Annotated in this window: 21 protein-coding genes; 8 read left to right on the top strand and 13 right to left on the bottom strand. The window is 68.2% G+C overall.

Translation table 11 applies throughout. The features are described from left to right. The 8 genes from HUW62_RS30140 to HUW62_RS30105 all read left to right on the top strand — a co-directional run. Positions 1 to 2,311 (top strand): RCC1 repeat-containing protein (locus HUW62_RS30140; protein WP_255203720.1); only part of this gene is annotated, 2,311 nt, incomplete at its 5' end. Between the two features lie 185 nt (positions 2,312 to 2,496). Then, positions 2,497 to 5,421 (top strand): alpha/beta fold hydrolase, encoded by a 2,925-nt coding sequence (locus HUW62_RS30135; RefSeq protein ID WP_176436364.1) that lies wholly within the window; start codon positions 2,497 to 2,499, stop codon positions 5,419 to 5,421. A gap of 20 nt (positions 5,422 to 5,441) precedes the next feature. Then, entirely contained in the window at positions 5,442 to 6,980 is a 1,539-nt protein-coding gene (locus HUW62_RS30130) for a class I adenylate-forming enzyme family protein (RefSeq protein WP_163870722.1), read from the top strand. Continuing rightward, positions 6,977 to 8,263 (top strand): type III PLP-dependent enzyme, encoded by a 1,287-nt coding sequence (locus HUW62_RS30125; RefSeq protein WP_163870723.1) that lies wholly within the window; start codon positions 6,977 to 6,979, stop codon positions 8,261 to 8,263. Before HUW62_RS30130 ends, HUW62_RS30125 begins: the two co-directional genes overlap by 4 nt. Then, positions 8,260 to 8,520, top strand: coding sequence for a phosphopantetheine-binding protein (locus HUW62_RS30120; protein ID WP_163870724.1), 261 nt, complete (start codon positions 8,260 to 8,262; stop codon positions 8,518 to 8,520). Before HUW62_RS30125 ends, HUW62_RS30120 begins: the two co-directional genes overlap by 4 nt. Next, positions 8,517 to 10,511, top strand: coding sequence for an AarF/ABC1/UbiB kinase family protein (locus HUW62_RS30115; RefSeq protein ID WP_163870725.1), 1,995 nt, complete (start codon positions 8,517 to 8,519; stop codon positions 10,509 to 10,511). The genes HUW62_RS30120 and HUW62_RS30115 overlap by 4 nt, the downstream gene beginning before the upstream one ends. Before the next feature lie 14 nt (positions 10,512 to 10,525). Beyond that, a complete protein-coding gene (locus HUW62_RS30110) occupies positions 10,526 to 10,795 on the top strand; it encodes a hypothetical protein (protein WP_163870726.1) in 270 nt (89 codons plus the stop codon). Between the two features lie 32 nt (positions 10,796 to 10,827). Further along, the gene (locus HUW62_RS30105; RefSeq protein WP_163870727.1) at positions 10,828 to 11,256 is read left to right on the top strand and encodes a hypothetical protein; all 429 of its coding nucleotides are present in this window, start codon (positions 10,828 to 10,830) and stop codon (positions 11,254 to 11,256) included. Positions 11,257 to 11,274: 18 nt separating this feature from the next. Here the strand turns inward: HUW62_RS30105 and HUW62_RS30100 are convergent, their stop codons facing one another. From HUW62_RS30100 to HUW62_RS30040, 13 genes are all read right to left on the bottom strand, one after another. Beyond that, positions 11,275 to 12,258, bottom strand: a complete 984-nt coding sequence (locus HUW62_RS30100; RefSeq protein WP_176436363.1) for an alpha/beta fold hydrolase — start codon at positions 12,256 to 12,258, stop codon at positions 11,275 to 11,277. A 366-nt stretch (positions 12,259 to 12,624) separates the two neighbouring features. Then, positions 12,625 to 13,689 (bottom strand): nitronate monooxygenase family protein, encoded by a 1,065-nt coding sequence (locus HUW62_RS30095; protein ID WP_163870729.1) that lies wholly within the window; start codon positions 13,687 to 13,689, stop codon positions 12,625 to 12,627. 147 nt (positions 13,690 to 13,836) lie between these two features. Next, entirely contained in the window at positions 13,837 to 14,382 is a 546-nt protein-coding gene (locus tag HUW62_RS30090; protein WP_163870730.1) for a TlpA disulfide reductase family protein, read from the bottom strand. 114 nt (positions 14,383 to 14,496) lie between these two features. Then, positions 14,497 to 14,886 carry an HPF/RaiA family ribosome-associated protein gene (locus tag HUW62_RS30085; protein WP_240357132.1) on the bottom strand — a complete coding sequence of 130 codons (390 nt, stop codon included), beginning with the start codon at positions 14,884 to 14,886 and terminating at the stop codon, positions 14,497 to 14,499. 121 nt (positions 14,887 to 15,007) lie between these two features. After that, positions 15,008 to 16,081: a hypothetical protein gene (locus HUW62_RS30080; protein ID WP_163870731.1), complete on the bottom strand. Its 1,074-nt coding sequence runs from the start codon at positions 16,079 to 16,081 to the stop codon at positions 15,008 to 15,010. 6 nt (positions 16,082 to 16,087) lie between these two features. After that, positions 16,088 to 18,745, bottom strand: coding sequence for a type VI secretion system ATPase TssH (gene tssH / locus HUW62_RS30075; RefSeq protein WP_176436362.1), 2,658 nt, complete (start codon positions 18,743 to 18,745; stop codon positions 16,088 to 16,090). A gap of 87 nt (positions 18,746 to 18,832) precedes the next feature. After that, the gene (tssG, locus tag HUW62_RS30070; protein WP_176436361.1) at positions 18,833 to 19,876 is read right to left on the bottom strand and encodes a type VI secretion system baseplate subunit TssG; all 1,044 of its coding nucleotides are present in this window, start codon (positions 19,874 to 19,876) and stop codon (positions 18,833 to 18,835) included. Continuing rightward, positions 19,840 to 21,594, bottom strand: coding sequence for a type VI secretion system baseplate subunit TssF (tssF, locus tag HUW62_RS30065; protein ID WP_163870733.1), 1,755 nt, complete (start codon positions 21,592 to 21,594; stop codon positions 19,840 to 19,842). The genes tssG and tssF overlap by 37 nt, the downstream gene beginning before the upstream one ends. 28 nt (positions 21,595 to 21,622) lie before the next feature. Further along, the gene (gene tssE, locus HUW62_RS30060) at positions 21,623 to 22,018 is read right to left on the bottom strand and encodes a type VI secretion system baseplate subunit TssE (RefSeq protein WP_163870734.1); all 396 of its coding nucleotides are present in this window, start codon (positions 22,016 to 22,018) and stop codon (positions 21,623 to 21,625) included. Between the two features lie 74 nt (positions 22,019 to 22,092). Further along, positions 22,093 to 22,584, bottom strand: coding sequence for a type VI secretion system tube protein TssD (tssD, locus tag HUW62_RS30055; protein WP_163870735.1), 492 nt, complete (start codon positions 22,582 to 22,584; stop codon positions 22,093 to 22,095). 117 nt (positions 22,585 to 22,701) lie between these two features. Then, positions 22,702 to 24,186, bottom strand: a complete 1,485-nt coding sequence (gene tssC, locus HUW62_RS30050) for a type VI secretion system contractile sheath large subunit (RefSeq protein WP_163870736.1) — start codon at positions 24,184 to 24,186, stop codon at positions 22,702 to 22,704. 25 nt (positions 24,187 to 24,211) lie between these two features. Beyond that, the gene (gene tssB, locus HUW62_RS30045; RefSeq protein WP_163870737.1) at positions 24,212 to 24,706 is read right to left on the bottom strand and encodes a type VI secretion system contractile sheath small subunit; all 495 of its coding nucleotides are present in this window, start codon (positions 24,704 to 24,706) and stop codon (positions 24,212 to 24,214) included. Positions 24,707 to 24,789: 83 nt separating this feature from the next. After that, on the bottom strand, positions 24,790 to 25,236 hold a 447-nt coding region (locus tag HUW62_RS30040; protein ID WP_176436360.1), incomplete at its 5' end, for a type VI secretion system domain-containing protein.

The following is a 25,236-nucleotide window of genomic DNA, read 5'->3' as shown; positions in this document are numbered from 1 at the left end:
GGTGGGGGATTTGTCGATGACGCAGCGGCTGTCGCCAGTGCGGGTGCATTCGCTGACGGGTGTGCTCGGCGTTGCCGCCGGAGGAGGGCAGCACTCCGTGGCGATGCTGGTCGATGGCACTGTCAGCACCTGGGGCAACAACATCGATGGTCAGTTGGGGGATGGCTCACGAATCCTCAGCACGGCGCCCACCTGGACGGCTGGAATGGTCACTCGCGTGGAGCTCGCAGCGGGGAGGAGTCACTCATTGGCGCTGAAGCCGGATGGCACCCTGTGGGTCTGGGGCGCCAATGCCTTGGGGCAACTGGGTGACGACACGCTGACCGCCCAGGCCGCACCGGTCCAGGTGTATGTGCATGGCGGGGTTCAGTCGGTCGCGGCGGGAGGGGATTTCTCCCTCTGCTTGAGTCTCTGGGGCGGTGTCTTTGCCTGGGGCGACAACGCCCACGGGCAAGCGGCGAATGGGCGGAGCTCCCCGCAAGTCTATCCTCAAGAGGTGATGGGGCTGTGGGACGTCGTGAGCATCTCAGCGGGTGACTCGCATGCGCTCGTGGTGAAGGCGGATGGGACGGTGTGGTCCTGGGGCTCCAATGCGTCCGGGCAACTGGGCGATGGCGGCACGACTTCTCGCTTTGAGCCTGTCCAGGTCCCAGGGCTCACCGGTGTCGTCGCGGTGTCCGGTGGCAAGGCCCATTCCCTGGCGCTCAAGCGGGACGGCACCGTGTGGGCATGGGGGAGCAACACGCAGGGACAGCTCGGCGATGGCACGACGACGCAGCGCCTGCTCCCCGTGGCCGTGCAGGGACTGACGGGGGTGGTCTCCCTCTCCTCCAAATCCATGCACTCGCTGGCCCTGCGGATGGATGGCACCGTCTGGGCCTGGGGCTCGAACGAGGTGGGGCAACTCGGAGATGGCACCACCACCTCTCGCCTGGTGCCCACGCGCGTCACGGGTCTCTCGGATGTGGTCGCCATCAGCGCGGGCGTCGCGCAGTCCGCCGCGACACAGGTGGACGGCACCGTCTGGACGTGGGGCTCCAATGTCGCCGGCCAGCTCGGGAATGGCTCGACGACGCAACGTCTGGTGCCCGGGCTCGTCGTGGGCCTGTCGAACGTCACGTCACTCGCCTCGGGAGAGGCTCACTTCCTCGCGGTCAGGGACGACAACACCTTGTGGGCCTGGGGTTCGGCCTCCTCGGGGCAGGTGGGCGACGGCGTCTCCGCCATGCATCCGACGCCCACGCGAACGGTGTTCGGTCCGACGAAGGTCGCCATCGCGAGCCGGCGGCACTCGCTGGCGATGAGCGGCGACGGCAAGGTGTGGAGTTGGGGCGCCAATACGCCCTCTGGACTCCTGGGAGATGGCACGACGGTTTCGAGCGTGTGGCCTGTCGCCGTCAGCGGACTTTCGAATGTGCTGAGCCTGGATGTGGGGCTCCAGCACTCGCTGGCGCTCCGCGCGGGTGGCACCGTCTGGGCTTGGGGCAACAACGGTTCGGGACAACTGGGGCAGGGGCCGGGTGGTGCGCCCGTGCACCTCACACCCGTCGCGATTCCTGGGCTGGCGGGCGTGGTGGCTGTCGCCGCGGGGGAGGCCCACTCCTTCGCATTGAAGGTGGATGGCACTGTCTGGGCATGGGGGGACAACACGAACGGATGGCTTGGCGATGGGACGTCCTTGAACGTGCGGCACTCGCCCGTGTTGGTGGCCAACCTCTCCGACGTCGTGGCCATCTCCGCCCGGAAGAACCATGCCCTGGCGCTCGAGGCGGACGGCACCGTCTGGAGTTGGGGCGTCAATTCCCACGGACAGTTGGGAGATGGCACGACCACGAACCGCCGGACTCCCGTGCAGGTGGCCGGCCTGACGGATGTGATTGCCATCGACACCGGAGATGACTTCTCGCTGGCCAGGACCACGAATGGCGTGGTGTGGGCGTGGGGAAGGAACGATGAGGGGCAACTGGGAGATACCGGGGGGGATGACCCGCTTCCCTCCTCGGTGTCCTGGACAAGAGGCTCCATCGCCATGGCGGCGGGGGCTCGCCATGTCCTCGCCCTGAGCGTGTCGGGTTCCGTGCTGGCCTGGGGTGGCAATGATGCGGGGCAGGTGGGTGATGGGACGAATGTCTCGCGGCGCTGGCCGGAGGTCGTGCAAGGACTCACTCCGGCGGTGTCAGTGATTGCGGGAGACCGCCACTCCCTGGTGGTGCTGGAGGACCGCCAGCTCTGGGGCTGGGGGAGCGACGCCGACGGACAACTGGGCACTGGAGCGGTGTCGTACCGGAGCTTGCCCGTGAACGTCTGGTGATGCCGTCGTGATGAAGGTGGCCGGGGGCGCCGTGCGCTCCCGGCCATCTGTCGGGAATCGTATGGTTCAATCGCCTTGCGATGCAATCAATGTCATACATGACAGAGGCATGATGGTGTTGACATGTCGCGATATGCCCCGCATAAGGTTGGCTGCAATTGCAGCCCTACCCAGTGGAGCGGCCCATGGGTGCGACATATGCGAATCCCCTGGAGTTGGACGGACGAGAGCTTCGCCCCACGCGGCTCCTCCTCACCGGGGGAACGGGCTTCCTGGGAAGCCACTTCCTCCTCTGGCGGTTGAGGGCGGGCGGGCGGCTCTTCGTACTGGTTCGTGGCACGTCGCCGGAGCACGCGCGCGAACGACTCCTGGAGTCACTTTCAGAGGCCGCGGCTTCGTATGACGTCCCCGTTCCGCTCGAGGCCGTCGAAAAGAATGTCATCTGCCTGGTCGGTGACATCACCCTCCCGCTGTGTGGCCTCTCGCCCGAGGACCTGGAGCGGCTGGAGGAGGCGCGACTGGAGGAGGTGTGGCATTCCGCGGCCAGCCTCGCGTATGAGAACCGCCACCGCGACAAAATCCATGCACACAATTGCATTGGGACCAGAAACATCCTGGAGGTCGCGCGGAAGGTAGGGGCCGTGAGGTTTGTCTATGTCTCCACCGCCTACACCGCGGGCACCCGGCGTGGAGTGATTCCCGAGCAACTGCATCCGGAACCCACGGGTGGTGCCTCGGATTTCAACAACTACTACGAGGAGAGCAAGGCGCAGGCGGAGCGCGAGGTCTCTCATGCCTGCGAGGCCGCCGGTCGCGCCTACAGCATCGTCCGCCCCTCGGTCATCATCGGCCCCAGCGCGAGCCGACGCAGCGGGGGGACGCGGTTCGGAATCTATGGTTTCGTGCGGGAGCTTTACCGGCTGCGCCGGGAGCTGGCGCAAGTCACGGACCCGTTGCGGCTGCTGGGGCATGAGGGCGCGGGCGTCAACATGGTGCCCGTGGACCATGTGGTGCTGGACATGCTCCGGCTGAGCGCCACCGGGTTCGAGGGCGGGCCGGTGCATCACCTGGTGGGCCCGGTGGAGCTTCCGGCGGTGGGAATGGTCGACCGGATGTCCCATGCGCTCCGGCTTTCCATCCTCAGCTTCACCACCCATCGTGAGACGGAGGCATCGCCCATTGAGCAGCTCTTCGATTTGCGTGGGGCCTTCTACGCCAGCTACGGGCTGAACCCGAAGCGGTTCGCCCGCGCCCTTCCTCCACATCCGCCGCTCACCCTCGCCGACCTGGATGTCTACCTGTCGAGCTACCTCGCGGAGCTGGCGCGGGAGAGAGAGGGGCAGGTGTTCACACCGGTGCAGGTGCGCGCGTCGGATGGGGCGGAGGTGTGTGCCTTCACGCGAGGCGACCCCACGCACCCCGTGCTGGTCCTCTGCAACGCCTACGCGATGCCCGAGGAGTTCCTGGCGCCGCTCGCACAGCGGCTGGCCGAGAAATGGCGGGTGGTGACGTGGAACACCCGCTGGCTGCCCACTCCGACGCCGGACTTCAATCCCTCCCGCTGTGACTCCAGCGTCCATGTGGCGGACCTGGTCGCCGTGCTGGACAGGCTGGGAATCTCCCGGGTGGAGACGGTGGTGGGCTGGAGCAGTGGCGCGCAGGTGGCGCTCCGCGCGCTGGCCGAGCACCCCGAGCGCTTCGCGAGCGGCGTGCTGCTCAACGGGACGGTGTCGCTTCCGGCGACCCCGGACCACCCGATGACGTCCTTCGAGAAGAACCTCCGCCAGCTCTTCCCCCAGATTGCCGTCAACCCTCGGGTGGCGGAGCGCTACTGCAAGCTGATTTTCGGAGGCGCCCCCGGAGCCGAGGCGCCGCACAGCGAGGACCGGAAGGTGGTGGCCAGCGTCCTCACCTCCACGGACCCCCACCTGCTCTACATGACCAGCGTGCCGTTCCGCACGCCGTCCAGTCTGTTCCGGTACGCGAACATGGTCTGCGCGCTCTTCCGCGAGCGGGAGGACGCCTGGACGTCCTCCGTGAAGCAGCCCGTGCTCGTCTTTGGAGGTGGCTCGGATGCCATCTCGCACCCGGACCAGGTGGCGCTCCTGGCCTCCCGGCTCGTCGGCGCGAGGACGGTGCTCCAGCCGGACGCGGACCACTTCTCCCATTTCTATGACGAAGGGATCGCCGCCATGATTGAGGACTTCGCCCAGCACGCGCCCTCCGCGGCGCTTCCCGTGCAGCCCGCCGAGGATGGTTTCGCGCGCACCCTGGATCGGCTCATCCACCTCTCCAACGCGGACACCTCCAATCCCTTTCGGGAGCTGGTCTGGGAGAAGTCGCTGCCCGAGGACCAGCCCTGGATGAGTCCGGAGCTGCTCTCCGTCCATGGCACGCCCTGGGCCGAGAAGCTGACGCCCGAGCAGCTCCTGCGGCTCAGCAAATGGGAGTGCATCAACTTCTTCAGCCTGAACGTGACGGGCATCCGCGAGCTGCTCACGGAGATGATCAGCCGGATCCACACCCCGGGCTACGAGGTGTCCTCCGAATACCTCCACCACCTGGTGCTCGAGGAGAATGAGCACATGTGGTACTTCTCGCGGTTCTGCCTGACGTACGGCGGAAAGATATACAAGGACCGCCGCATCCGTTACGACACCTTCCCCGAGACGGACATCAAGGAGTTCCTGGCCTTCGCCACGGTGCTGGTGTTCGAGGAGATTGTCGACGGCTACAACAGCCACATGGCGAAGGACGCGCGTCTGCCTCCCTTCGTGCGTGAAATCAACCGGCTGCACCACTCGGATGAGACACGCCACATCAGCTACGGGCGGTTGAACATCGAGCGGCTCCACCAGGGGCTGCGGGCGAAGCATGGGGTCGAGCGGCTTCGGGACGTGGAGCGCGCGCTCAAGCGCTTCATGCTCACGTCGATGCAGAAGCTCTACAATCCGGACATCTACAAGGACGTGGGCCTGCCCGAGCCGCTGAAGGTTCGCAACGAGCTTTTGGCCCATCCCGAGCGCGTGGCCTTCAACGAGCGCATCCTCTCGAAGACCACGAGGTTCATGGTGAAGAAGGAGATCTTCACCGACGACCGTCTGTCCTGACCTGTCTGGGAGAGACACGCATGACGCCCCGTCACCTCTGCGGTTTGCTGGAAGAAGCCGAGCGCCATCATGGCGACCGCCTGTTCTTGTCTGACGAACGGGTCTCCTTCACCTATGCGCAGCTCGGCACGGCCACCCGGCGCCTGGGTGGCTGGCTTTCGCGCCAGGGCTTCCGGCGTGGAGACAGGGCCGTCATCCTCACCCGCAACCGCGCGGAGGTGGCCCTGGCCGCGTTCGCGACGGCGCGGCTGGGAGGCATCTTCGCGGTGCTGCATGGTGCGATTCGCGAGCCGGGCTTGCGGAGGATCCTGGAGCAGGTGACGCCCGCGGTGGCCTTCCTGGATGAGTCCACCGCGCACCTCGCGCCAGCCTTCGCCGACGTGCCCATCGTCTGGGTGGGAGAGGGCTCGGGGCCCGTCTCGGCACCTCGGTTGTCGCGAATCGTGGACAGCGAGCCGGTGGAGTGTCCGCCCTTCGCGGGTGTGGACGTGGATCCAGTCTGCCTCATCTACACGTCCGGCTCCACGGGAGCGCCGCGAGGCGTGACGCTCAGCCACGACAACATCCTCTTCGTGGTGGACGCCATCCAGGCGCGGCTCCAGTACCGCACCGAGGACGTGGTGGGCGTCTTCCTGCCGCTCTCCTTCGACTACGGCCTGTATCAGGTGTTCCTCGCCGCGCAGGTGGGGGCGGGCGTGTTCGTCGGGAGCGCGGAGCTGGCCGGGCCGGCGCTGGTCACCACGCTGGAGCGACAGCGAGTCACGGTGCTGCCCGGTGTGCCCACGTTGTTCGCCGCGTTGCTCAAGCTGCTCGGTCGGAGTGGGGCGGGCGCGCTCCGCTTGAGGGCGCTCACCAACACGGGGGCGCATCTGCCGGCCAGCCACGTGGAGCAGCTCCGGCGTCAGCTGCCCGGGGTCTCGGTGTTCCCCATGTATGGGCTGACCGAGTGCAAGCGCGTCTCCATCCTGCTGCCCGAGGAGCTGGAGGCGCACCCGGGCTCGGTGGGACGCGCGTTGCCCGGCACGGAGGCGATGATTCTGGACGAGCGGGGCCAGGTGCTGCCGCCAGGAGAAGTGGGAGAGCTGGTCATCCAGGGGCGCCACGTCGCGCTCGGGTACTGGCGGGCGCCGGAGGAGACCGCGCTGCGCTATCGCACGCACCCGCGTGGACTGGGCCGCGTGCTGTACTCAGGTGACCTCTTCCGGATGGACGCGGAGGGCTTCCTCCAGTTCGTGGGGCGCCGGGACTTCCTCCTCAAGCGCCGCGGCTTCCGGATGCACCCGCTGGAAATCGAGGAGGTGGCCTGCGGGCTGCCCGGTGTCGCCGAGGCGGGCGTGGTGCAGGAGGCCCAGGCCGACCGGCTGCACCTGTTCGTCACGTCCACTCCTGGCGCGCCGCCACCGCGCGAGGCCGGGCTGCTCGACGCGCTCTCCAGTCGACTGGAGTCCTACAAAGTCCCGGACCAGGTGCACTGGGTGCCGGAGCTGCCGAGGACGGCCAACGGCAAGCTGGACCGGGCAGCCCTCGCGAGCTGGATTGTGGCGGGAGGACAGTCATGAGCGCGCCGATGAGTCCTCCGCTGCTGGCCCGGGCCGCGGCCTGGTTGGAGGCCTACGGCTCGCCGCTCTATGTCTATGATTTGGGGGACGTGGAGCGGCGCACGCGCGAGCTCTTGTCCGTCCTGCCCGAGGGCAGCCGGTTGTTGTTCTCGCTCAAGGCCAATCCGCTTCCGGTGATGGCGGAGGCGCTCTGCCGGCTCGGCTGCGACGCGGAGGTGTCTTCGCCCGGAGAGCTGGCGGTGGCGATGGCCGCCGGCTTTCCACCGGAGCGGGTGCTCTACTCCGGCCCGGGCAAGAGCACCGAGGAGGTGCGCGGGGCGCTCAGCGCTGGCGTGACGCGCTTCTCCGCCGAGTCGTGGACGGACCTGGAGCGCATCGACCGGGCCGCGCGCGCCGCTCGGCTTCGCGCCCGGGTCCTCCTGCGCGTCAACCCGGAGGCGCCTCCCGTGGCGCGGCTGGCGATGAGTGGCGTGAGCAGCCAGTTCGGGCTCGACGAGGCGGAGTGGCGCGAGGGTCGCGCGCGTGTGGCGGCGCTCGGCGGCGTCGAGCTGCTGGGCGTGCACGTCTACCAGGGAACTCAGCTCGCGGACGTGCCGGCGCTGCTCTCCGCGCTGCGGGTGGCGCTCGAGGTGGGAGAGTCGCTCTCCCATGCGTTCGAGCTTCCCTTCCAGGTGTTGGACCTGGGCGGAGGTTTCCCCTGGCCCTTCGCCACGTCCGGCGTGGGGCCCGAACTGGAGTCCCTGCGCGAGCCGCTCGCCCGGCTGGCCTCGGAGCGGAAGAGGACCGCGTCGGCCGCGCTGTGGTTCGAGTCGGGCCGCAGGCTCTGCGGCTCCTCGGGCACGCTGTGGTCCACGGTGATGGATGTGAAGCGCTCGAAGGGCAAGCAGTACGTCGTCCTCGACAGCGGCATCCACCACCTGGGGGGCATGTCGGGCCTGGGGCGGGTTCCGCTGGTCGGCATCGGCGTCGTCCAGGCCGGAGCGGAGGCCGGGTCTGGGGTGCTCGAGGAGGTCAACGTGGTGGGGCCGTTGTGCACGCCGCTGGACTGCTTCGCTCGCAACGTCAGGCTCCCGCCGCTTCGGGTGGGCGACCGGGTCTTCGTGCCCAACGTCGGGGCCTATGGCGCCACGGCGAGCCTCACGGGGTTCTTGAGCCGACCGCCGCCGCTGGAGCTGGTCCATCGGGACGGCGAGGTCATCGCGGTGCACCGGCTGCGCTGGGGGCACGAGCTCCACACGCGTCTGCCCATCCAGGGGTCGCTTTCGTCGGAGGAGACACGATGAATACGGACGAGGTGAGGACCAGACTCATCGAGGTGATTCGCGAGTTCCTTCCCCGCGTGGCTCCGGACGAGCCGGTGGAGATGGCGCGCCCCTGCAACGAGATGGGGCTCGACTCGATGAACGCCATCAACCTGATGCTCGCGCTCGAAGGAGCCTTCGAGATTTCCTTCCCGGACGCGCTCCTCACCGCGGAGACATTCCACTCTCCCGCGAGCCTGGAGACCATCGTCCATCGACTGCGCGGCGCCGCGCGGTGAGTTCGCTCCGCGCCGTCCCGGAGAAGGTGGACCCGGTGCCGCCGGTGAAGGAGGCGGCCCCCTCCTCACCGGCGCGCCCGGCCGTGGCGCGCGAGCAGCGGGTCTCCGCCGCCGTCCAGCGCTGGCGCAAGCGCGAGGAGCTGGACGCGAGAATCCAGGCGGCCAAGGCGCTGGGCAAGGAACTCCGCGCTCGTTCGTGGGAGACCCCGCCCACGCCTCACCAACGCGAGGCGGAGGAGCACCGCGCCAGCGTCGGCCGGACGCTGCTCCAACTGGGCGTCTGGATTTCCGGTGCCCTGTGGTTGCTGGTGCGAATCGCCGCGGACGTACTCCGCCGCCGGGACTCCATCCAGTCCCGGGGCCAGCACCTGCGGCGGCTGATTGAGCGAGCGGGCGGGACGTGGATCAAACTGGGCCAGCAGATGGCCATCCGCGTGGACCTGCTCCCGTATCCGGTGGCGCAGGAGCTGGAGAAGATGCTCGACGCCGCGCCGCCGATTCCCTTCTCCGAGGTGCGGCAGCTCGTGGAGCGCTCCCTCCAGCGGCCGATAGCGGAGGTGTTCTCCGAACTGGGCGCGGAGCCCGTGGGCTCGGGCTCCGTCGCCTGTGTCTATCGAGGGGTGCTGCGTGGCGGTGAGGAGGTCGCCGTGAAGGTCCGCCGGCCCGGGGTCGGCTCGCTCTTCGCCGCGGACATGCGCGCGCTGGGGTGGATTCTCGGCCTGGCGGAGCTGTGGTTCGTTCCTCCTGGCTACTCGCGCCAGCTGCTCCACGAGCTCAGCACCATGCTCTATGAGGAGCTCGATTTCGTCCGGGAGGCTCGCTACACGGAGCTGTTCCAGGACCGGATGGACAAGCTGGGCCAGCGCTTCGTCCGCTCGCCCCGCGTGTACGGAGACCTGTCCAACCACGAGGTCCTCGTCACCGAGTTCGTCTCCGGCGTCTGGCTCAAGGACCTCATCTCCACGGCCGAGCGCAAGGACGAGTCGGGCCTGGCGTCGCTGGCCACGCTGGGAATCGTGCCCCGCAAGGTGGCCCGCAGGCTGCTCAAGATTGCCCGCCTCTGTGCGCAGGAGGGGCTCTTCTTCCACGCGGACCTCCACCCGGCCAATGTCATGGTCCAACCGGACAGCCGGCTGGTGCTCATCGACTTCGGCTCCTGTGGTGCCTTCACCGCGCGCGAGCGCCGCGTGTGGCGAGAAATCGCGGACGCCCAGGCGAACGAGGACGTGGGGCGGATGGTGTCTGCCGTGCTCGCGCTGCTCGAGCCGCTGCCCGCGGTGGACGTGGAGGAGTTCTCCCGCAAGCTGGAGAGCATCTTCTGGCAGGACCTCTACGCGAACAAGAGCCGCACCTCGCGCTGGTGGGAGCGCACCTCCGCCAACCTCTGGATTGGGTTCTTCAAGCTGGCCCAGGAGTACAGGGTCCCGATGAACCTCAACACCTTGCGGATGATTCGCTCCACCATGCTCTCCGACAGTCTGGCGGCCCGGCTGGAACCCCGCATAGACCATTACCGGGAGTACCGCCGGTACGAGGTCCAGCTCGGGCGCCGGATGCGACAGCGATTGAACCGGAAACTGGACAGTCTGTCCGAGGACCGCTCGTTCATCCGCTACGAACAGGTCTACGACGCAGCTGTGGCTGGCTTCTACCGTCTCCAACGCTTCCTCGACTCCTCGACCTATCGGTTCGCGGTGACGGAGCGGACCTTCTCTTTCGCTGTGTCCCAGGCATTGCGCGCGGGGAGCTGGTTGTTGTTGGGAGCGTTGGCGGTTCGCGTGGGCGCGGCGGTGGTGGCGGTCGTCAGGCGAGGGGAGCGTGCGGGCGAGGCCTTCACCACGGAGGTGCTCTCAGGTCATGCCTGGAGCCAGTTGCTGCTCAGCCCGCTGTTCCTGGGGGCCGTGCTGGTCGCGGTGGCGGTGACACTGCGGGGCATCAGCTTCCGACTGTCGGACAAGGACCGCGAAGCGGGCTCACGCACCGCGCTTTGAAAGGAGAACACGGAATGACAATCGAAACCCTGAACAGCATCAGCTCCATTCCCGTCGTCATCGACATGGGCAAGCAGCGGCGCAAGAAGCTCAAGGCCCTCAAGCGAGGCCAGGGCGCGCTGATGCTCGAGGTGGGCGAAGCCTTGAACGAGGTCCGGGAGAGGCTGGGGGAGGAGGTCCTCGGCAAGCATCTCGTGCCGGTGGTCCTCATCTACCAGCGGCAGCCCAAGAAGAAGCGGCGCGGCGGGCTGTCGCTGCCATTCGTCCCGCCCTTCATGCCGTGAAACCCCCGCAGTGGACTCGAGGAGACGAGACGATGAGCATTCAAGGCAAGGATGTGACCACCGAGACGCAAGTCCGGGTGGATGGCCACAGCGGGCAGGTGATGGCCACGGAAGTGGTCATCGAGCGCGACCTCTCGGTGGGCAAGAGGAAGCGCAAGACGAGCAAGGGGCTGAAGAACCTGGACAAGGCGCACGACAACGTGAGTCGTGCGATGGAGAACCTGTCCGCGTCCGTCTCGGATGGGTTGAAGACCTACCGCCGGGAGCAGAAGGCCTCGGCGGAGCGGAAGAAGGACGGCGCCCTGCGGGACTTGATGAAGAACTCCGGCAAGGCGATGAGCGACTCCCTGAAGACCTTGAGCAAGGTGCCGCGCGACCTCACCCGGACGATTGACAGCAAGCGCAATCGCAAGCAGGTGCGGGCCATCGCGAAGTTCATCGCGGGGCCCCTGGGACGCTAGCGCGGCCCTCGTAGGGGACTACACCTGCCGCGCGGACTGAAGCCCCGCGGCGGGGTGGGCGCTCACCCGGGCTTCCGTCTGGTGGAGGAAGTCCCGGACCACGGCCACCGTCTTGTGCGGGTCTTCTTCCATGGGCACATGCCCCAGTCCTTCCATCATCACCAGGCGGGACTGGGGGATGCGCGCGTGGAACCGCCGCGCGTACTTGGGGAGGATCCACTCATCGCGGCTGCCCCAGAGGATGAGCGTGGGGACCTTGATTTCAGACAGCCGCTCCTCGAGCGACGGGTCTGAGTCCTTCTGGGCGAAGCGCCGGCGGGTGGCCTCCCGATTGCCCTCGCGCAGGAGGACGTCCACGTAGAGGTCCACCGTCTCCGGCGTCACCTTCCTCGGGTCGCCATAGGTGCTCTTCACGGTGCGCTTCACCATGAAGCGCGGAGTCGTCCAGCGCACCACGCGGCTCAGCACGGGCGTCTCGTAGAGCCGGAGGGAGAACGGAATCGGCTCTTCGCGCCGCAGGCCGAAGGCGTCCACCAGGATGAGTCGCTCCACGCGTTCGGGGTGGACCACGGTGTAGCGCCAGGCCAGACCGCCGCCCATGGAGTTGCCGCCCAGCGTGAAGCGCTCGAGCCCCAGCGCGCCGACGAAGGCGTCCAGCCAGGAGACCTCCGCCAGGGGCGTGTAGCGGTTCTTCGGGTCCGGTCCGGTGAGGCCCTGCCCGGGCAGGTCCACGGTGATGACCCGGTACTCGCGCGTCAGCGAGTCCATCCAGCCTTCCCAGGTGTGCAGCGACGCGTTGGAGCCGTGAAGCAGCACGAGGAGGGGGCCTTTGCCCTGGTCCCGGTAGTGTGTCCGCAGGCCATCGACGTCGATGAACCGCGATGGCGAGCGTGCACGCCGTGTCTCGACTTCGCTCGCGGGACGGTCTCGTCGAACAGCCAACGCGAGGGCCGCGCCCCCCGCGATACCCAGACCGATCGCCCACTTCGCCGCGCGATTCATGAAGCCTCCGTGCGCGCCCGGACTCGTCACGAGTCCGGCCATGCGCGCGCGGAAGCTAGGTCCCTGGTCTCAGCCGCAGAAGTCGTCGGCGGCCTGTCTGCCCATCCGGGCAAGCATCTCCGCCGCGGTGGGGATGTCGCGAATCAAGCCCGTGGCTCGTCCGACGGGGCCGTGTCCGACGCTGTCGCCACACACACGGTCAGGGCGCCATGAAACTTCATTCGCTCCTCGGTGGCGGCGGCCAGCGGGTCGTCCTCGCGGCGGGACGCGCGCTCCTCCAGTTGCTGCTGGAGGGCACGGATGGTGTCGCCCGGCGGTCAGTTCAACCCACGTGGGATGTTGAACACGGTGGAGCGGTCCGTCTCGTCACCCATCAGACGAACCGCCCTCGCCACGGAGGCCGCGTTGTGGGCCAGCGACTCCTGGCAGGTCCAGGGGAGAGAGCTCCCTCACGCGCGGAAGTTGGAGCCGTTTTCCCAGACGCAAGAGAATCTCGGTGGCTTGCGTGTCCATCGCCTCGAGGATGTCCGCCGCGCGGGGGATGTCGCGAATCAGTCCCGCCACTTGCCCGCATGGGCTGTGGCCAATGGTGTAGTCATTGGCGGCCATGGCGGCGTTGTATTTCTCGCGTTCTTCATCGGCCACGAGCAGGAGCTCGTCTTCATTGCCGGACCAGCGCTCGGTCATCGTGTTCGTGAGGGCCCGGAAGGTGTACCCGGGCGGCCAGGTGATGTCGCGCAGGATGTCGAAGACGTTGGAGCGGTCGGTGTCATCTCCGGTCAATTCGATGGCCCTCGCCTGGGAGTTCTCGTTCACGAGGGCCTCCTGGCTGGCCCACAACCGGGAGCCCACCAGCGCGCCGTCGGCGCCCAGCGCGAGGACCGCCGCCAGCCCGCGCCCGTCGCCGATGCCTCCCGCCGCGAGCAGGAGTGTGTCGGGCGCGCGCCTGGCCAGGATGTCGGCGACCTCCGGGACCAACGTAATCGTCGCGCGGTTGGTCATCCCATGGCCTCCCGCCTCGCTGCTCTGGGCGACGATGACATCCGCGCCCGCCTCGAGCGCCTCGTCGAGCTGGGACAGTCGCTGAATCTGGCAAATCAGTGCCGCGCCCGAGGCCTTGATTTTCGCGGCGTAGGGGCGCGGGTCACCGAAGGACAACATGAAGGCGATGGGCTTGTAGGCCAGCGCCGCGTCGAGGAGCTCGGGTGTCTGGTCGAGCGACCAGGTGATGAGGCCTCCGCCGATGGTGGCGCCGCCGACGAGCGATTGCTGTTGGGCCATCCAGGCCATGTCGCCATAGCCACCGCCCAGCAGGCCCAGACCTCCCGCGCGGCTGACCGCGCCCGCGAGGGCGCCACCGGCCACCAGCGCCATGGGCGCGCACGCAATGGGATACTTCAACTGGAAGCGTTCAGTGAAGCGGGTCTTCATCGGTGCTCCTGGGGAGTGAGCCGTGAAGTTGATAAGCCATTCCCGTCGGAACAGACAAAGGCGCGGACCGGTGTCTGTTGGTTGGCGAATAGACGACGCGAGGCCCGCACCGCGCGGCAATGTCACATCATGCCGCGCTGGAACGCGCTACAGCATCCACCGCCACGACAGTCCGGCGAGCGTGGTGTAGCCCACCACGGAGCGCTCGATGCGCCCCTCGGGCGACAGGAAGAACACCGTGGGAAACATGTTCACCCGCCACGCCTGCTGAAGTGAGTCGTCACCCATGAGCACCGGGTAGTCCACCGCGTGCTCGCGCGTGAAACGCCGCACGGCCTCCTCGTCCTCGTAGGCCAGCGCGACGGAGACGACATGCGCGGAGTCTCCCGCGAGCCGACGCAGCTGGGAGAGGTTGGAGGACTCCGCGCCGCACACGCCGCACCAGGGCGCCCAGAAGGCGAGCACCACGGGCTTGCCGCGCAGCGACGCCAGCGACACCGTCTCTCCGTCCAGGGTGCGCAGCGTGAAGTCCGGCGCTGGAGCACCCGAGCCTGGAAGGTTGCGCGTCTGCCAGGTCGCCACCGCCGTGAAGACGAGCGCGAGCAGTACCAGGTCGACGCCCCACCGCACCCACCAGCGCTGGCGCGCTCGCGCCCAGGCGGCCCGTACGTTTCCCAGCGCTCCGCCTTGCATCCACGTCCTCCACACCGTGCCGCGCGGGCGCCAGGGCCCTCGCGGCACGGAAATCATCCTGCCACCGTCAGGGCCCTTCCGGGGTGGAGGGGCCCTGACGCGGCTCACCTCACGTCAGGAGGGACTGTGCTGCTCATCGGGCTCCCAGGGCGTGGTCCTCACGCTCTCCCCGTCGCCGCGGTGCGCGCGTCCCAGGGCCTTGCTCACCGCGTGGCCCGCGCGCTCCAGGGCCCGGTCCACCGCCCCGGCGAAGCTCGCGTCCACGGCCTCCGCCGCGAGCTGGCCGCCCTGCTCGAGCTGGACAGTCACCTTGGCCACCTTGTCCACGCCACCGCGTGGGCCGTTGATGTCCTCCAAGCGCACCATGACCTCACGAACCCTGTCGGACAGTCTCCCCATCGCGAAGCGCGCGCGGCGCTCCACGTGGTGACGCAGGGTGTCGGTGAGGGTGAAGTGTCGGGCTCGGATTTCGATTCGCATCCTCGGCTCCTTCTGGCCCACCATGGGCCTGTCTCCTATGTGCAGGCGCGGGAGTTTCGGCGCCAATAGGAAAAGCCCCGGAACCCCTTCGAAAAAACGAAGGGTTCCAGGGCGGAATGAGGAGGGACCCGGGGCTGTTGGGCCTTTACGGTCCGCCGCTCTTCGCCGCGGCTGGAGGCGTCTTCGCGGGCGGAGCCACCGGCTTGCTCGCCTCCCCGGCCTCGGGCGTCGCGGGCGCGGCCACGGCCGTCGCGGGCTTGTTCTTCGGCGGCATGGGCACCAGCGGCTTCTCCGGGTCCATCTTCGCGCCGATGCGCACCTGCTGCTCCACCATGCGGGACCAGAGCGAGGCCTTGGTGCTGACCAGCGCGTTGGACTCGAGCACCAGCGTGCGGGTGTCCTGGGCCCGGCGGTAGATGCGCGGCCCCACGTCCGGCTGCGCGGGGTCCGAGTCGCTCACCTGCACCTGCTCCTGCACGCCGACGCCCGCCTCGCTGAAGGACAGCGTGGACGTCAGCTCGAACTTGCGGATGAGCTGGTTGGGCAGCTTGAAGGTCGCCTCGCGCGCCAGCGGGAACCACGCGGCGCCCAGGCACATGCGCTCCGGGCTGGACACCGACTCCGTGAAGAAGCGGTTGCGCCGCAGCGGCATGATGCGCGCGTACCGGCGGCACACGTCGGTGCCATCCGTGGTGCACGCGTCGCCCTCCGCGACGAGGATGTCCGCGCCGCCCACGCGCTCCAGGCGCAGCTTCGCGTTCTTCGGCATGGAGCGCAGCGAGCCCAGCGCCTCCACGCGGAAGCCCTGCTCCGTCGTCTCCACCAGCGCCACCGGCCCGAGGGCCTCGCCGTTGGTGAAGCGCCGCGTAATCACCCACGCCAGCCGCTGGCCGGCCTTGAGCGTCTCCAGCACCAGGTCCTCTTCGGTGAGCTTCGCCGCCGGGGGCAGGGGCAGGGCGTCCGGGCCGGCCTCCACGCAGTCGTCGGCGGTGGGGTCCTGCCACCACACGGGCGCGCCCGCGCAGTCCACCGCGGGTTGGGGCGCCGCGCTGGTGTCCTTGTCATAGCCGTGCAGCAGCAGGGCGAACCAGATGTCCGGCGTGGGGAAGGAGCGCGCGTTGGGGCCCGCCTCGGCGAAGCACATCGCCGGCTTGGGCGCGCTGGCGCAGCCGGCCAGCAGGGACAGGGCGACACCGCAGACCTGAAGCGTTCGTTTCATGGGTTCTCAGGCCTCGGCGAACCGGAGGTCCCAGTCGCCTTCCGGGGTGAGGGCCACGTGCAGCTTGGGGGGCACCGCGCCACCCACCAGGTGCTGCAACAGCTCGCGGGAGAGCACGGGCATCAGCGAGCCCTGGAGGATCTGCTCCATGTTGCGCGCTCCCATCTCCGACTCCGTGCACCGGCGCGCCAGCTCGTCCAGCAGCTCCGGCGCCAGCGTCGTCTCCACGTCGTGGGCCTCGCGCAGCCGGCCCACCAGCTTGTTCAACTTCATCTCCGCGATCTGCCGCATGACGTCGCGCTGCACGGGGCCGAAGGGCACCACCGTCATGCGCGCCAGCAGGGCGGGCTTGAAGTGCTGGCTGAGCGTGGGGCGGATGGCCGTCAGCACCTGCTCAGAGGAGGGCTCCAGGCCGTCCTCGAACATCTTCATCACCCGGTCCGAGCCCAGGTTGCTGGTGAGGATGATGACGGTGTTCTTGAAGTCCACCGCGCGGCCCTCGCCGTCCGTCAGCATGCCCTTGTCGAACACCTGGTAGAAGAGGTTCATCACCTCCAGGTCGGCCTTCTCGCACTCGTCCAGCAGCACGACGGAGTAGGGCCGCTGTCGCACGGCCTCCGTGAGCAGGCCACCCTCGCCATAGCCCACGTAGCCCGGCGGCGAGCCGATGAGCCGGCTCACCGTGTGCTTCTCCTGGAACTCGCTCATGTTGAGCGTCGTCATGAAGCGCTCGCCGCCATAGAGCGACTCGGCCAGCGCCAGCGCCGTCTCCGTCTTGCCCACGCCGCTGGGGCCCACGAAGAGCATCACGCCAATCGGTGCGTCCGGGTTGCGGATGCCCGCCTGGGAGATGCGGATGATTTCGCCCACCTTCTTGAGCGCCGCCTCCTGTCCACGCACGCGGGTGCGCAGCCGGTCCTCCAGGTTCAGCACGGCCTCCAGCATGTCGCCGCGCATCTTCCCCACCGGCACGCCCGTCCAACCCGCGACGACTCGCGCGACGATGTCCGCGTCCACGTCCGAGTGCACCAGCGGAAACTCGCCGCGCGCCGCCGCGAGCGACTTCGCCGCCGCGTCCACGGCTTCCTTGAGCGCCGCGGGCTCGGCGCCCGGGGCCGGCTCTCTCAGCGCCTTGCGAGCGTCCATCAGCGCGACGACGGCAGCGCGCTCCGTCTCCCAACGCGCGTGAAGCGAGGCCCGCGAGTCCTGGGTGGCGCGCAGCTTCGCCTCCGCTTCGGCCAGTGCCTCCCGCGCGTCCTCGCCACCTTCACCGTCGGCCAGATCCCGCTTGAGCGCGTCGCGCTCGCGCTCCAGGCCGGAGATCTCCTGCTCCAGCGCCACCAGCTCCTCGGGTCGCGTGGACAGTTCAATCTTCACGCGGGCAGCCGAGGTGTCGAGCAGGTCCACCGCCTTGTCCGGGAGCTGCCGGCCGGAGATGTACCGGCTGGACAGCCGCACCGCCGCGGTGACGGCCTCGTCGCGGATGGTGACGCCGTGGGAGGCCTCGTACGTGGGCCGCAGGCCGCGCAGCATCAGCTCCGCGTCCGCCTCGCTGGGCTCATCCACCTTCACCGGCTGGAAGCGCCGCTCCAGCGCCGCGTCCTTCTCGAAGTACTTCTTGTACTCGGCCCACGTCGTCGCGGCGATGGTGCGCAGCTCGCCCCGCGCCAGCGCGGGCTTGAGCAGGTTGGCCGCGTCGCCGCCGCCCTGTGAGCCACCGGCGCCGATGATGGTGTGCGCCTCGTCGATGAACAGGATGATGGGCGTGGGGGACGCCTTCACCTCGGCGATGACGGCCTTGAGCCGGTTCTCGAACTCACCGCGCACGCCCGCGCCCGCTTGCAAGAGGCCCAGGTCCAGGCCGAGCAGGTCCACGTTGCGCAGCGCCTCCGGCACCTCGCCTCGCACAATCGCCCAGGCCATGCCCTCCACGAGCGCCGTCTTGCCCACGCCCGGCTCGCCCACGAGGATGGGATTGTTCTTCCGGCGCCGGGAGAGGATGTCGACCATCTGCCGGATTTCGCGGTGACGGCCGAAGATGGGGTCGATCTTCCCCTCGCGCACGCGACCGGTGAAGGACGTGGCGAAGCGCTTGAGCGCCTCGTCACCACGGCTTCCAGAAGCGCTCGCCGAGCCGCCGCTGGAGCCGCTCGCCGCGCCGTCGGAGGTGACGACCTCCACGTTCTCCGGCGAGGGCTGGAGCAGCACGTCCAGCGAGCCGAGCAGCTCGTCGCGGGAGATGGCATCCAGCTCCGGGAAGATTTCAGCGGTGTAGCGCGAGCGCCGGGTGATGAACTGGACGAACAGGTGGCCCGAGCGCAGCCGCGTCGCGCCGTGCTCCACGGAGGCCAGGAGCCATGCCTCCTCGAACCACTGGAAGAGCGTCTCGGAGAAGACGGGCCGCCCGGCGTTGCCGGCGCGCAGGCCCTGCAGCGCGCGCTCCATGCTGGTGGTCAGGTGCCGCTTGTCCACGCCGAAGTGGTGGAGCAGGCGCGCCACGTCCGAGTCCTCCGGCTCCAGCATCTGCGCCAGCATGTGCTCGGGGACGATTTCGTAGAAACGTCCCGCACTCGCGCGCGCCACCGCCGCTTCCAACAGGCGGGTGGAGGTGGGCGTCAGGCGACGGACAAGCGCTTTCGGATCGACGCGAATGGGAGCCCCCAAGCTGTGACGACGGTGGTCGAAGGGTATACCGGGCGGCTCTCACGCCGTAAATCCCCGCACCCCGGGGCCGCCCATCTTGTGACTGTCTCATCTCACGACAGGAACACTCAGGTGTGTCTGCTGGCTGGAGCCCAGCCAGGTGTCGCGGCCGAGCTGGCTCGGCTCCTTGCGCGAAAGCCGGAACTGCTGGCGGACGCCCTCGGTGAGACCGAGCTCCAAATCGTATTCCAGCGGGTCCCTGACGAAGAGCGACACCACCTCCCGCACGAGGGGGAGCAGGTCTCCATCCGGCATCAGCCGCTTGTACGCGCGCGGCGGCAGCGGGCTGATGTGCAGCTGAATCTTCCCCGTCCGGTCGAACGCCTTGCCCCCCAGCAGCATGTTGCGGCCGAGCTGGTGGTTGGCCCGCCCCAACTGCACCCGGGCGTCGATGTCCACCCAGCGGCCCACGAACTGCCGCACCGACACCCGCGCGCCCTCCAGGTCCTCGTTGAGCACGTCCTGGAGCGCCACCTCCAGTTGCTCCGCGGTGCGAGAGCGGCTGGCGAGCAGCGGGGCGATGCGCAGGAGGCGCCAGGTCGGCAGGCCGCCCTTGCGGGGTTGCTCGTACGTGTCGAAGCCGCCCAGCGCGAGCAGCCGGCGGGACCACTGGTCCGTGAAGGACGTGTCCGTCTCGCTGGTGATGCGGTACTTCGACTCGATTCGATACAGCAGCGACAGGAGCCGGTGGTGGAACAGGTCCAGGAACTCGCGCCGCACGGGCGCGTCCGGGTCCTCCTGCGCGACTTCCTCGGCGATGTAGTGGGGAAGGGGGCTCACCGCGCCCGTCAGGCCCAGAAAGCGCGTCACCACCTCGAACAGCGGACGGCTCGAGTACGGGTCCTCCGGCCGCACCGGCACCTGCCGCAGCGTCACCTCGCTGACGTCGCCGGAAGGAAACCCCAGCGACGGGTCATGCCGGAAGCGGATCATCTCCTCGTTGACGGGGCCGGACCCGCCCACGCGCACCGCGTCCTTGGTGAGCCGCTCCAGGAAGGCCACCAGCGGGAAGAAGCCCACCCGGGGCGCCGCCTCGGCCAGCTTCCGGGCCGCTTCTACAAGAGCGTCTGGGAGCCGTTCCTCGGAAGCCACATGTACTCCGTCTGCGAGGGGTGGAGGCGGATGCTCAGCTCGTTGAAGGAGTTGATGGTGACGTGGGACGCGAGCAGCTCCTCCAGCACGCAGCCGAAGAGGAACGAGTCCCCCACGCCCATGAAGTTCTCCTCGTCCAGGTCCACCCGGGTGCGGTGGCCTCGCAGCGGCGCGCCCTCCAGGAAGCGCGTGACGGGTTTGGTCTCCACCGCGCGGATGGAGTTGATGCGCAGGCGGCTGGCGCGCGCGGCCAGGTTGTCCGTGAGCGAATGGAAGTTGTACAGGTCCATCAGCCGCCGCAGCGCCGCCGCGTCCGCCAGCGAGTGCTGGTTGATGGCCAGATGCGACAGGAGCCGCCAGTGCAGCTCCGTGCCCAGCGGCGCGCGCGCCGGCCGGCTCACCGGGGAGATGTTCTTGAACTTCGCCTGCGTGGGGCTGGCGGACGTGGACTCCGTCAAGTCACCCACCTGGAGCCGCGACGGCAACATGCGGTTGGTGCACGTCAGGTCGATGGAGAGCGCCTCCTCGGCCCCGAGCACCGGCGCCACGTCGCGCGGGGTCTCCAGGGTGATGTACATGTCGATGCCTTCGTCCAGCGGCGAGTGCGTGCGCCGCAGCCGGTAGAAGGACTGCTCCGCGTCGCCGCCCGCCGTGTGGCTGAACTCGAAGAAGGGCCGGTAGCCGCGCCGCTCGTTGCGGCCCGCCTGGAGGCCCGTCACCGAGTCCACCGAGTACACCTCCGCGTGGTTCGCCGGCAGGTCCGCCGCGCGCAGCAGGTGCTCTCGGTCCAGGGCGTTGTGCAGGACGGGGTTGGCGGTGGCGGGGAAGAGGTTGACGACCGGCGCGCAGTGCAGCCGGAACATCTCCCGGTGGATGCGCGCGTCCAGGGGCGGCGGCCGCTCCAGGTGGAAGGCAATCTCGAACCGGTCCTCGCGCACGTGCGTCGCCGCCGCGTCCAGGTTCTTCACGTCGAAGAACAGGAACTTCTCCGGCAGCGTCAGGTACTCCTGCAACAGCCGGTAGCCCTCGCTCGCGCGCGGCCACGGCAGGAGCCGGAAGTCGCGCTGGAAGCCCACCGCCTGGATGGCGCCCGCGGGCAGTTTGATTCCGTCGCCCTGCGAGGACGCGCCGCGCACGCGCACCTGTCCGCAGTAGCGGAGCAGGCACAGCAGCACCACGGCGGAGGCGGAGTGTTCCCCGTGGATGAACAAGCGCAGACCCTGCTGACGAAACACCTCGGCGCGGCCCTGCTCCGTCGTCTGGAAGGACAGCCGCAGCACCGGAGACGTAATCGACGAGCGGTCCAACAGCGCGTCGGTGAGCTGCACCGGCAGCAGGTCCACGTCCGTCGTGGTGCGGAACACGCAGCGGGTGCCGTCGATGGGCTGCGAGGCGACCTCCGCCCCTGCGGGCAGCCTGGAGCGGCCGCGCAGCGCGCGCAGGTGCGGGGAGAACTCGACGATGGACGCGGCGGGCAGGGGGCGCAGGTAGTGCGGCAGCAGGAGCTCCGTCAGCCCATGCACCAGCTCCGGCACGTCGTCGTCCACACGCTCGCGGATGCGCGCCGTCAGGAAGGCGAAGCCCTCCAGGAGCCGCTCCACGTCCGGGTCCGCGCCGCGCTCCACCAGCAGGCCCGCCAGCGACGGGTTGGCCAGCCCGAAGGCCCTCCCCATCTCCCGCAGGTACGTCAGCTCGCTCAGGTAGTACTTGCTGAACATCCTCGCCCTCCGCCCAACACCTCGCGGTTCACCACAGGTCCACGCGCCCGCCCGGCTTTACCTGCGTGTGGAAGCGCACCGTGCCTTTTCGCGTGCGTGTCGCGAGCTGCGCGGTGATGTCGAAGCGCAGCGCCGTCGGATCATCCGGGTCCGGCGTGTGCGTCACCACCACGCTCTTCAGCCTCGGCTCGAAGTCCTGGATGGCCGTGCGGATGGACTGCGCCATTCGCGGCACCGCCGACGAATACGTGTGGACGATGTCGTTCAAGTCCAGGATGCCGAAGGCCGGCGCCGCCACGGACTCACCCTTGCGCGTGTTGAGCAACGCGCGAAGGTGCTCCGCGATGGACTCCACCACTTCGCCCGGTGGGGCGAGCGCGCCGTTGCCTTCGGCGATGCGTGACAACAAACCTCGGGAGCCCATGCGTGTCTTTTATCGAGGCCACCCCCGGCCGCCCGCGTCGACTGCGCCACGGACGACCGGTGGAGGAGGACGCATCAGCGCTGGGTGTCCCAGGTGTCCTCGTGCGTCTGGCCGCCGTTGGTGTACGTCCAGTTGATGGTGTGGAAGACGAAGTTGATCTCCTCCATCGGCGGGCTGTTCGAACCGGACGGGATGAACGCGTCGGGGACGAACTGCTTGATGCTGTTGATGCGCGCCTTCTTGATGGACGTCGTGTAGAACTGCTCGGTGGTGCCGTCGCCCGTGGGGTTGGGGCGGAAGAACTTGAACGTCGCCTCGATGACGGTGTTCTCGCACAGCGCCTTCATGAGCAGCGGCGAGGCCTTGTCGATGCGCTTGCGCAGGGTGATGCCCTCGTACTGGCGGCGGCCCACGGCCAGGCCGGAGCCCGACTCGCGCGCGGTGAACACCTTCTGCTCGTAGTAGACGGCCTCGATGGCGCCCTCGCGGCCGAGGCTCGTCTGGGTGCTCTCACCCTGGATGTCCTGCCCGTTCGCCTTCAGGTACACAAAAACTGATTCAGCCATGGAACGAACCTCTTTGCTGTGCGCGCGGAGGCGCGCGGGTGACCCAGGCTCGCTTCAAGCCTGGGAGTGGAGCCCTCAGAATAGCTGATCTCAACGACACTGGGTGAAGCGGGTCCATCACTCCTTGTCCAACTTACCCACCAAGGACAGGGTGAACGACGCACCCATGTACTTGAAGTGGGGACGCACCTGCAGGCCGCAGCGGTACCAGCCCGGCTGACCTTCCACGTCCTCCACCACGACGCGCGCGGCCTTCAGCGGACGGCGCGAGCGCACCGCGGGCGCCGGGTCATCCATGTCGGAGATGTACTGGCTGAGCCAGTGATTCAGCTCACGCTCCAGGTCGGCCTTCTCCTTCCAACTGCCAATCTGTTCGCGCTGCAGCACTTTGATGTAGTGCGCGAGGCGCGTCATGATGAACATGTACGGGAGCTGCGTACCCAGACGGTAGTTGGTCTCCGCCGCCTTGCCCTCCGGGGTGTTGCCGAAGAACTTGGGCTTCTGGGTGGAGTTGGCGCTGAAGAACGCCGCGTTGTCGGAGTCCTTGCGGAAGACGAGGCCGATGAAGCCCTCCTCGGACAACTCGTACTCACGCCGCTCGGTGAGCATGACCTCGGTGGGAACCTTGGTCTGGATCTCCCCCATGGCCTCGTACTGGTGCAGGGGCAGGTTCTCCACCGCGCCGCCGGACTGGGGTCCGATGATGTTCGGGCTCCAGCGGAACTTGGCGAAGGAGTCCGCCACGCGCGACGTCAGCGCGACGGAGGCATGGCCCCACAGGTACTTCTCGTGGCTGCCGACGACGTCCTCGGTGAAGTTGAAAGCCTTCACCGGCACCGTCTTCTCGCCATAAGGCAGACGCAACAGGAAGCGCGGCAGCGCCAGGCCCACGTAGCGCGCGTCCTCGCTCTCGCGGAACGAGTGCCAGCGCGCGTACTGCGGACCCTCGAACAGGGACTTGAGGTCCTTGAGGTCCGGCAGCTTCAGGAAGCTGGGCTCACCGAAGGTCTCCGGCGCGGCATTCGCGATGAAGGGCGCGTGGGCCATGGCGGCCACCGACGCGCACTTGCGCAAGAGCTCCATGTCGCCCGGGCCCACGCCGAAGTCGTAGTTGGCGGAGATGATGCCGTAGGGCTTGCCGCCGAAGACGCCGTACTCGTTGGAGTACACCAGCTTGTACAGGCCGCTCTTGACGACTTCGGGCGCATCCTCGAAGTCCTTCTGCAGGTCTTCCTTGGAGACGTTGAGCATCTCCACGCGGGTGTTCTCGCGGAAGTCCACGCGGTCGACGAGGAACTTCAGCGAACGCCAGGACGACTCCAGCTTCTGGAACTCGGAGGCGTGGAGGATTTCGTTCACCTGCGACGACAGGCGCTTGTCGATTTCGGCGATCATCGCGTCGACGAGCGCCTTGTCCACGCGCTCCTCGGAGCGGTTGGGCGCGAGCATCTCCGTGATGAAGGCCTGCACGCCGCGCTTGGCGACGTCGTAGCCCTCGTCCTTGGGCTTGAGCTTCGCCTCGGAGAGGATTTCGTCGAGCAGGGACAGCGAGGCATCGGCGCCGGCAACCGGCGACTTCTGGGTCAGGGTCTCGGTAGGCATGGTGTCTTCTGTTCCCCGTAAACGGTTACTTGGACTTTTCCTCGAGCCCCAGTTCCTTGATGAGCGCCTTGCGGCCCTCTTCGTCGGCCAGGAGTGCCTGAAGTTTCTTGCGGAACGCGGGAAGGTTGCCCAGGGGCCCCTTGAGGGCGTTGAGCGCGCTGCGCAGCTCCAGGAGCTTCTTCAGCTCGGGAACCTGATTGACGACGCTCTCGGGCGTGAAGTCCGACAGGTTCTTGAACTGGAGCGAGACACTCATGCTCGCGCCCGCCTCGTTGGACAGCTTGTCCGCGGCGGTGAGGGTGACCTTGAGATTCTGCTGGGCCATCACCTCGTTGAAGTTGCCCTTGTCCACGTTGATGGGCGCGCGCTGCTCCAGAGGCCGGTCATCCGCCTGGCCCGTGAAGTCCCCCATCATCAGGACCTTCAGCGGCAGCTCCACCTGCTCCTGGGCATTTCCGGTGGCGGGCTTGTAGACGATGTTGACGCGCTCGGTAGGGGCGACGGAACTCTCTTTGCTCATCTGCGGCTCTCTCCTTGAGACCTACGTAGAAATGCGCGGGCGTCGCATGGGGGGAGGCTTCGCCGCGGAACAACCTGGTGACGTCAGGGGCCGACGACGCGGAGCGCGGCGGAAGAATCCAACCGAGCGAGACGACGATAGCGGTTTCGAACTTTTGCTGCCAACCGTCCCCCCTCCTTTTCCTCGACGGTGCGGGTGGCGAGCCAACCCTCGAGACAGGCCGCCGCCAACGAAGGCTCCCACACGTCCAACGCATGAGCTGAAACCTCGTCGTCGAGCGCGTCAAAAAGCGCGCGCGCCAGCGGCAGTTGTCCGGCTTGCGCACACAAGCGCGCCAGGGTGAGGCGGGCGACGAAACGCGCGCGGCCCGTGCCGGCGGCGGCCACATCCGCCTGGAGTCCGGCGACCAGCTCCTGCACGCGGCCCTCGGCCAAGAGCGCCTGGGTCTCCTCTTCGCCGAGCGGCTGGGCGTGGGGAGAGTCCGCGTCGGGTGACAGCGGGGGCAGGGAGATGGCTGTCGTCTCTGTCTC

The sequence above is a fragment of the Myxococcus sp. AM011 genome (genome assembly GCF_013372595.1).
GTDB lineage: Bacteria > Myxococcota > Myxococcia > Myxococcales > Myxococcaceae > Myxococcus > Myxococcus eversor.
Note: the sequence above shows the minus strand (reverse complement) of the source record. Positions and strands in the feature narration are given on the sequence as shown.

Bases quoted from the DNA above. Each gene is read 5' to 3' on its own strand.
- HUW62_RS30135 (WP_176436364.1), top strand. From the start codon at position 2,497: ATGGGTGCGACATATGCGAATCCCCTGGAGTTGGACGGACGAGAGCTT.
- HUW62_RS30130 (WP_163870722.1), top strand. From the start codon at position 5,442: ATGACGCCCCGTCACCTCTGCGGTTTGCTGGAAGAAGCCGAGCGCCAT.
- HUW62_RS30125 (WP_163870723.1), top strand. From the start codon at position 6,977: ATGAGCGCGCCGATGAGTCCTCCGCTGCTGGCCCGGGCCGCGGCCTGG.
- HUW62_RS30120 (WP_163870724.1), top strand. From the start codon at position 8,260: ATGAATACGGACGAGGTGAGGACCAGACTCATCGAGGTGATTCGCGAG.
- HUW62_RS30110 (WP_163870726.1), top strand. From the start codon at position 10,526: ATGACAATCGAAACCCTGAACAGCATCAGCTCCATTCCCGTCGTCATC.
- HUW62_RS30105 (WP_163870727.1), top strand. From the start codon at position 10,828: ATGAGCATTCAAGGCAAGGATGTGACCACCGAGACGCAAGTCCGGGTG.
- HUW62_RS30100 (WP_176436363.1), bottom strand. From the start codon at position 12,258: ATGAATCGCGCGGCGAAGTGGGCGATCGGTCTGGGTATCGCGGGGGGC.
- HUW62_RS30095 (WP_163870729.1), bottom strand. From the start codon at position 13,689: ATGAAGACCCGCTTCACTGAACGCTTCCAGTTGAAGTATCCCATTGCG.
- HUW62_RS30090 (WP_163870730.1), bottom strand. From the start codon at position 14,382: ATGCAAGGCGGAGCGCTGGGAAACGTACGGGCCGCCTGGGCGCGAGCG.
- HUW62_RS30085 (WP_240357132.1), bottom strand. From the start codon at position 14,886: ATGGTGGGCCAGAAGGAGCCGAGGATGCGAATCGAAATCCGAGCCCGA.
- HUW62_RS30080 (WP_163870731.1), bottom strand. From the start codon at position 16,081: ATGAAACGAACGCTTCAGGTCTGCGGTGTCGCCCTGTCCCTGCTGGCC.
- tssF (WP_163870733.1), bottom strand. From the start codon at position 21,594: ATGTTCAGCAAGTACTACCTGAGCGAGCTGACGTACCTGCGGGAGATG.
- tssE (WP_163870734.1), bottom strand. From the start codon at position 22,018: ATGGGCTCCCGAGGTTTGTTGTCACGCATCGCCGAAGGCAACGGCGCG.
- tssD (WP_163870735.1), bottom strand. From the start codon at position 22,584: ATGGCTGAATCAGTTTTTGTGTACCTGAAGGCGAACGGGCAGGACATC.
- tssC (WP_163870736.1), bottom strand. From the start codon at position 24,186: ATGCCTACCGAGACCCTGACCCAGAAGTCGCCGGTTGCCGGCGCCGAT.
- tssB (WP_163870737.1), bottom strand. From the start codon at position 24,706: ATGAGCAAAGAGAGTTCCGTCGCCCCTACCGAGCGCGTCAACATCGTC.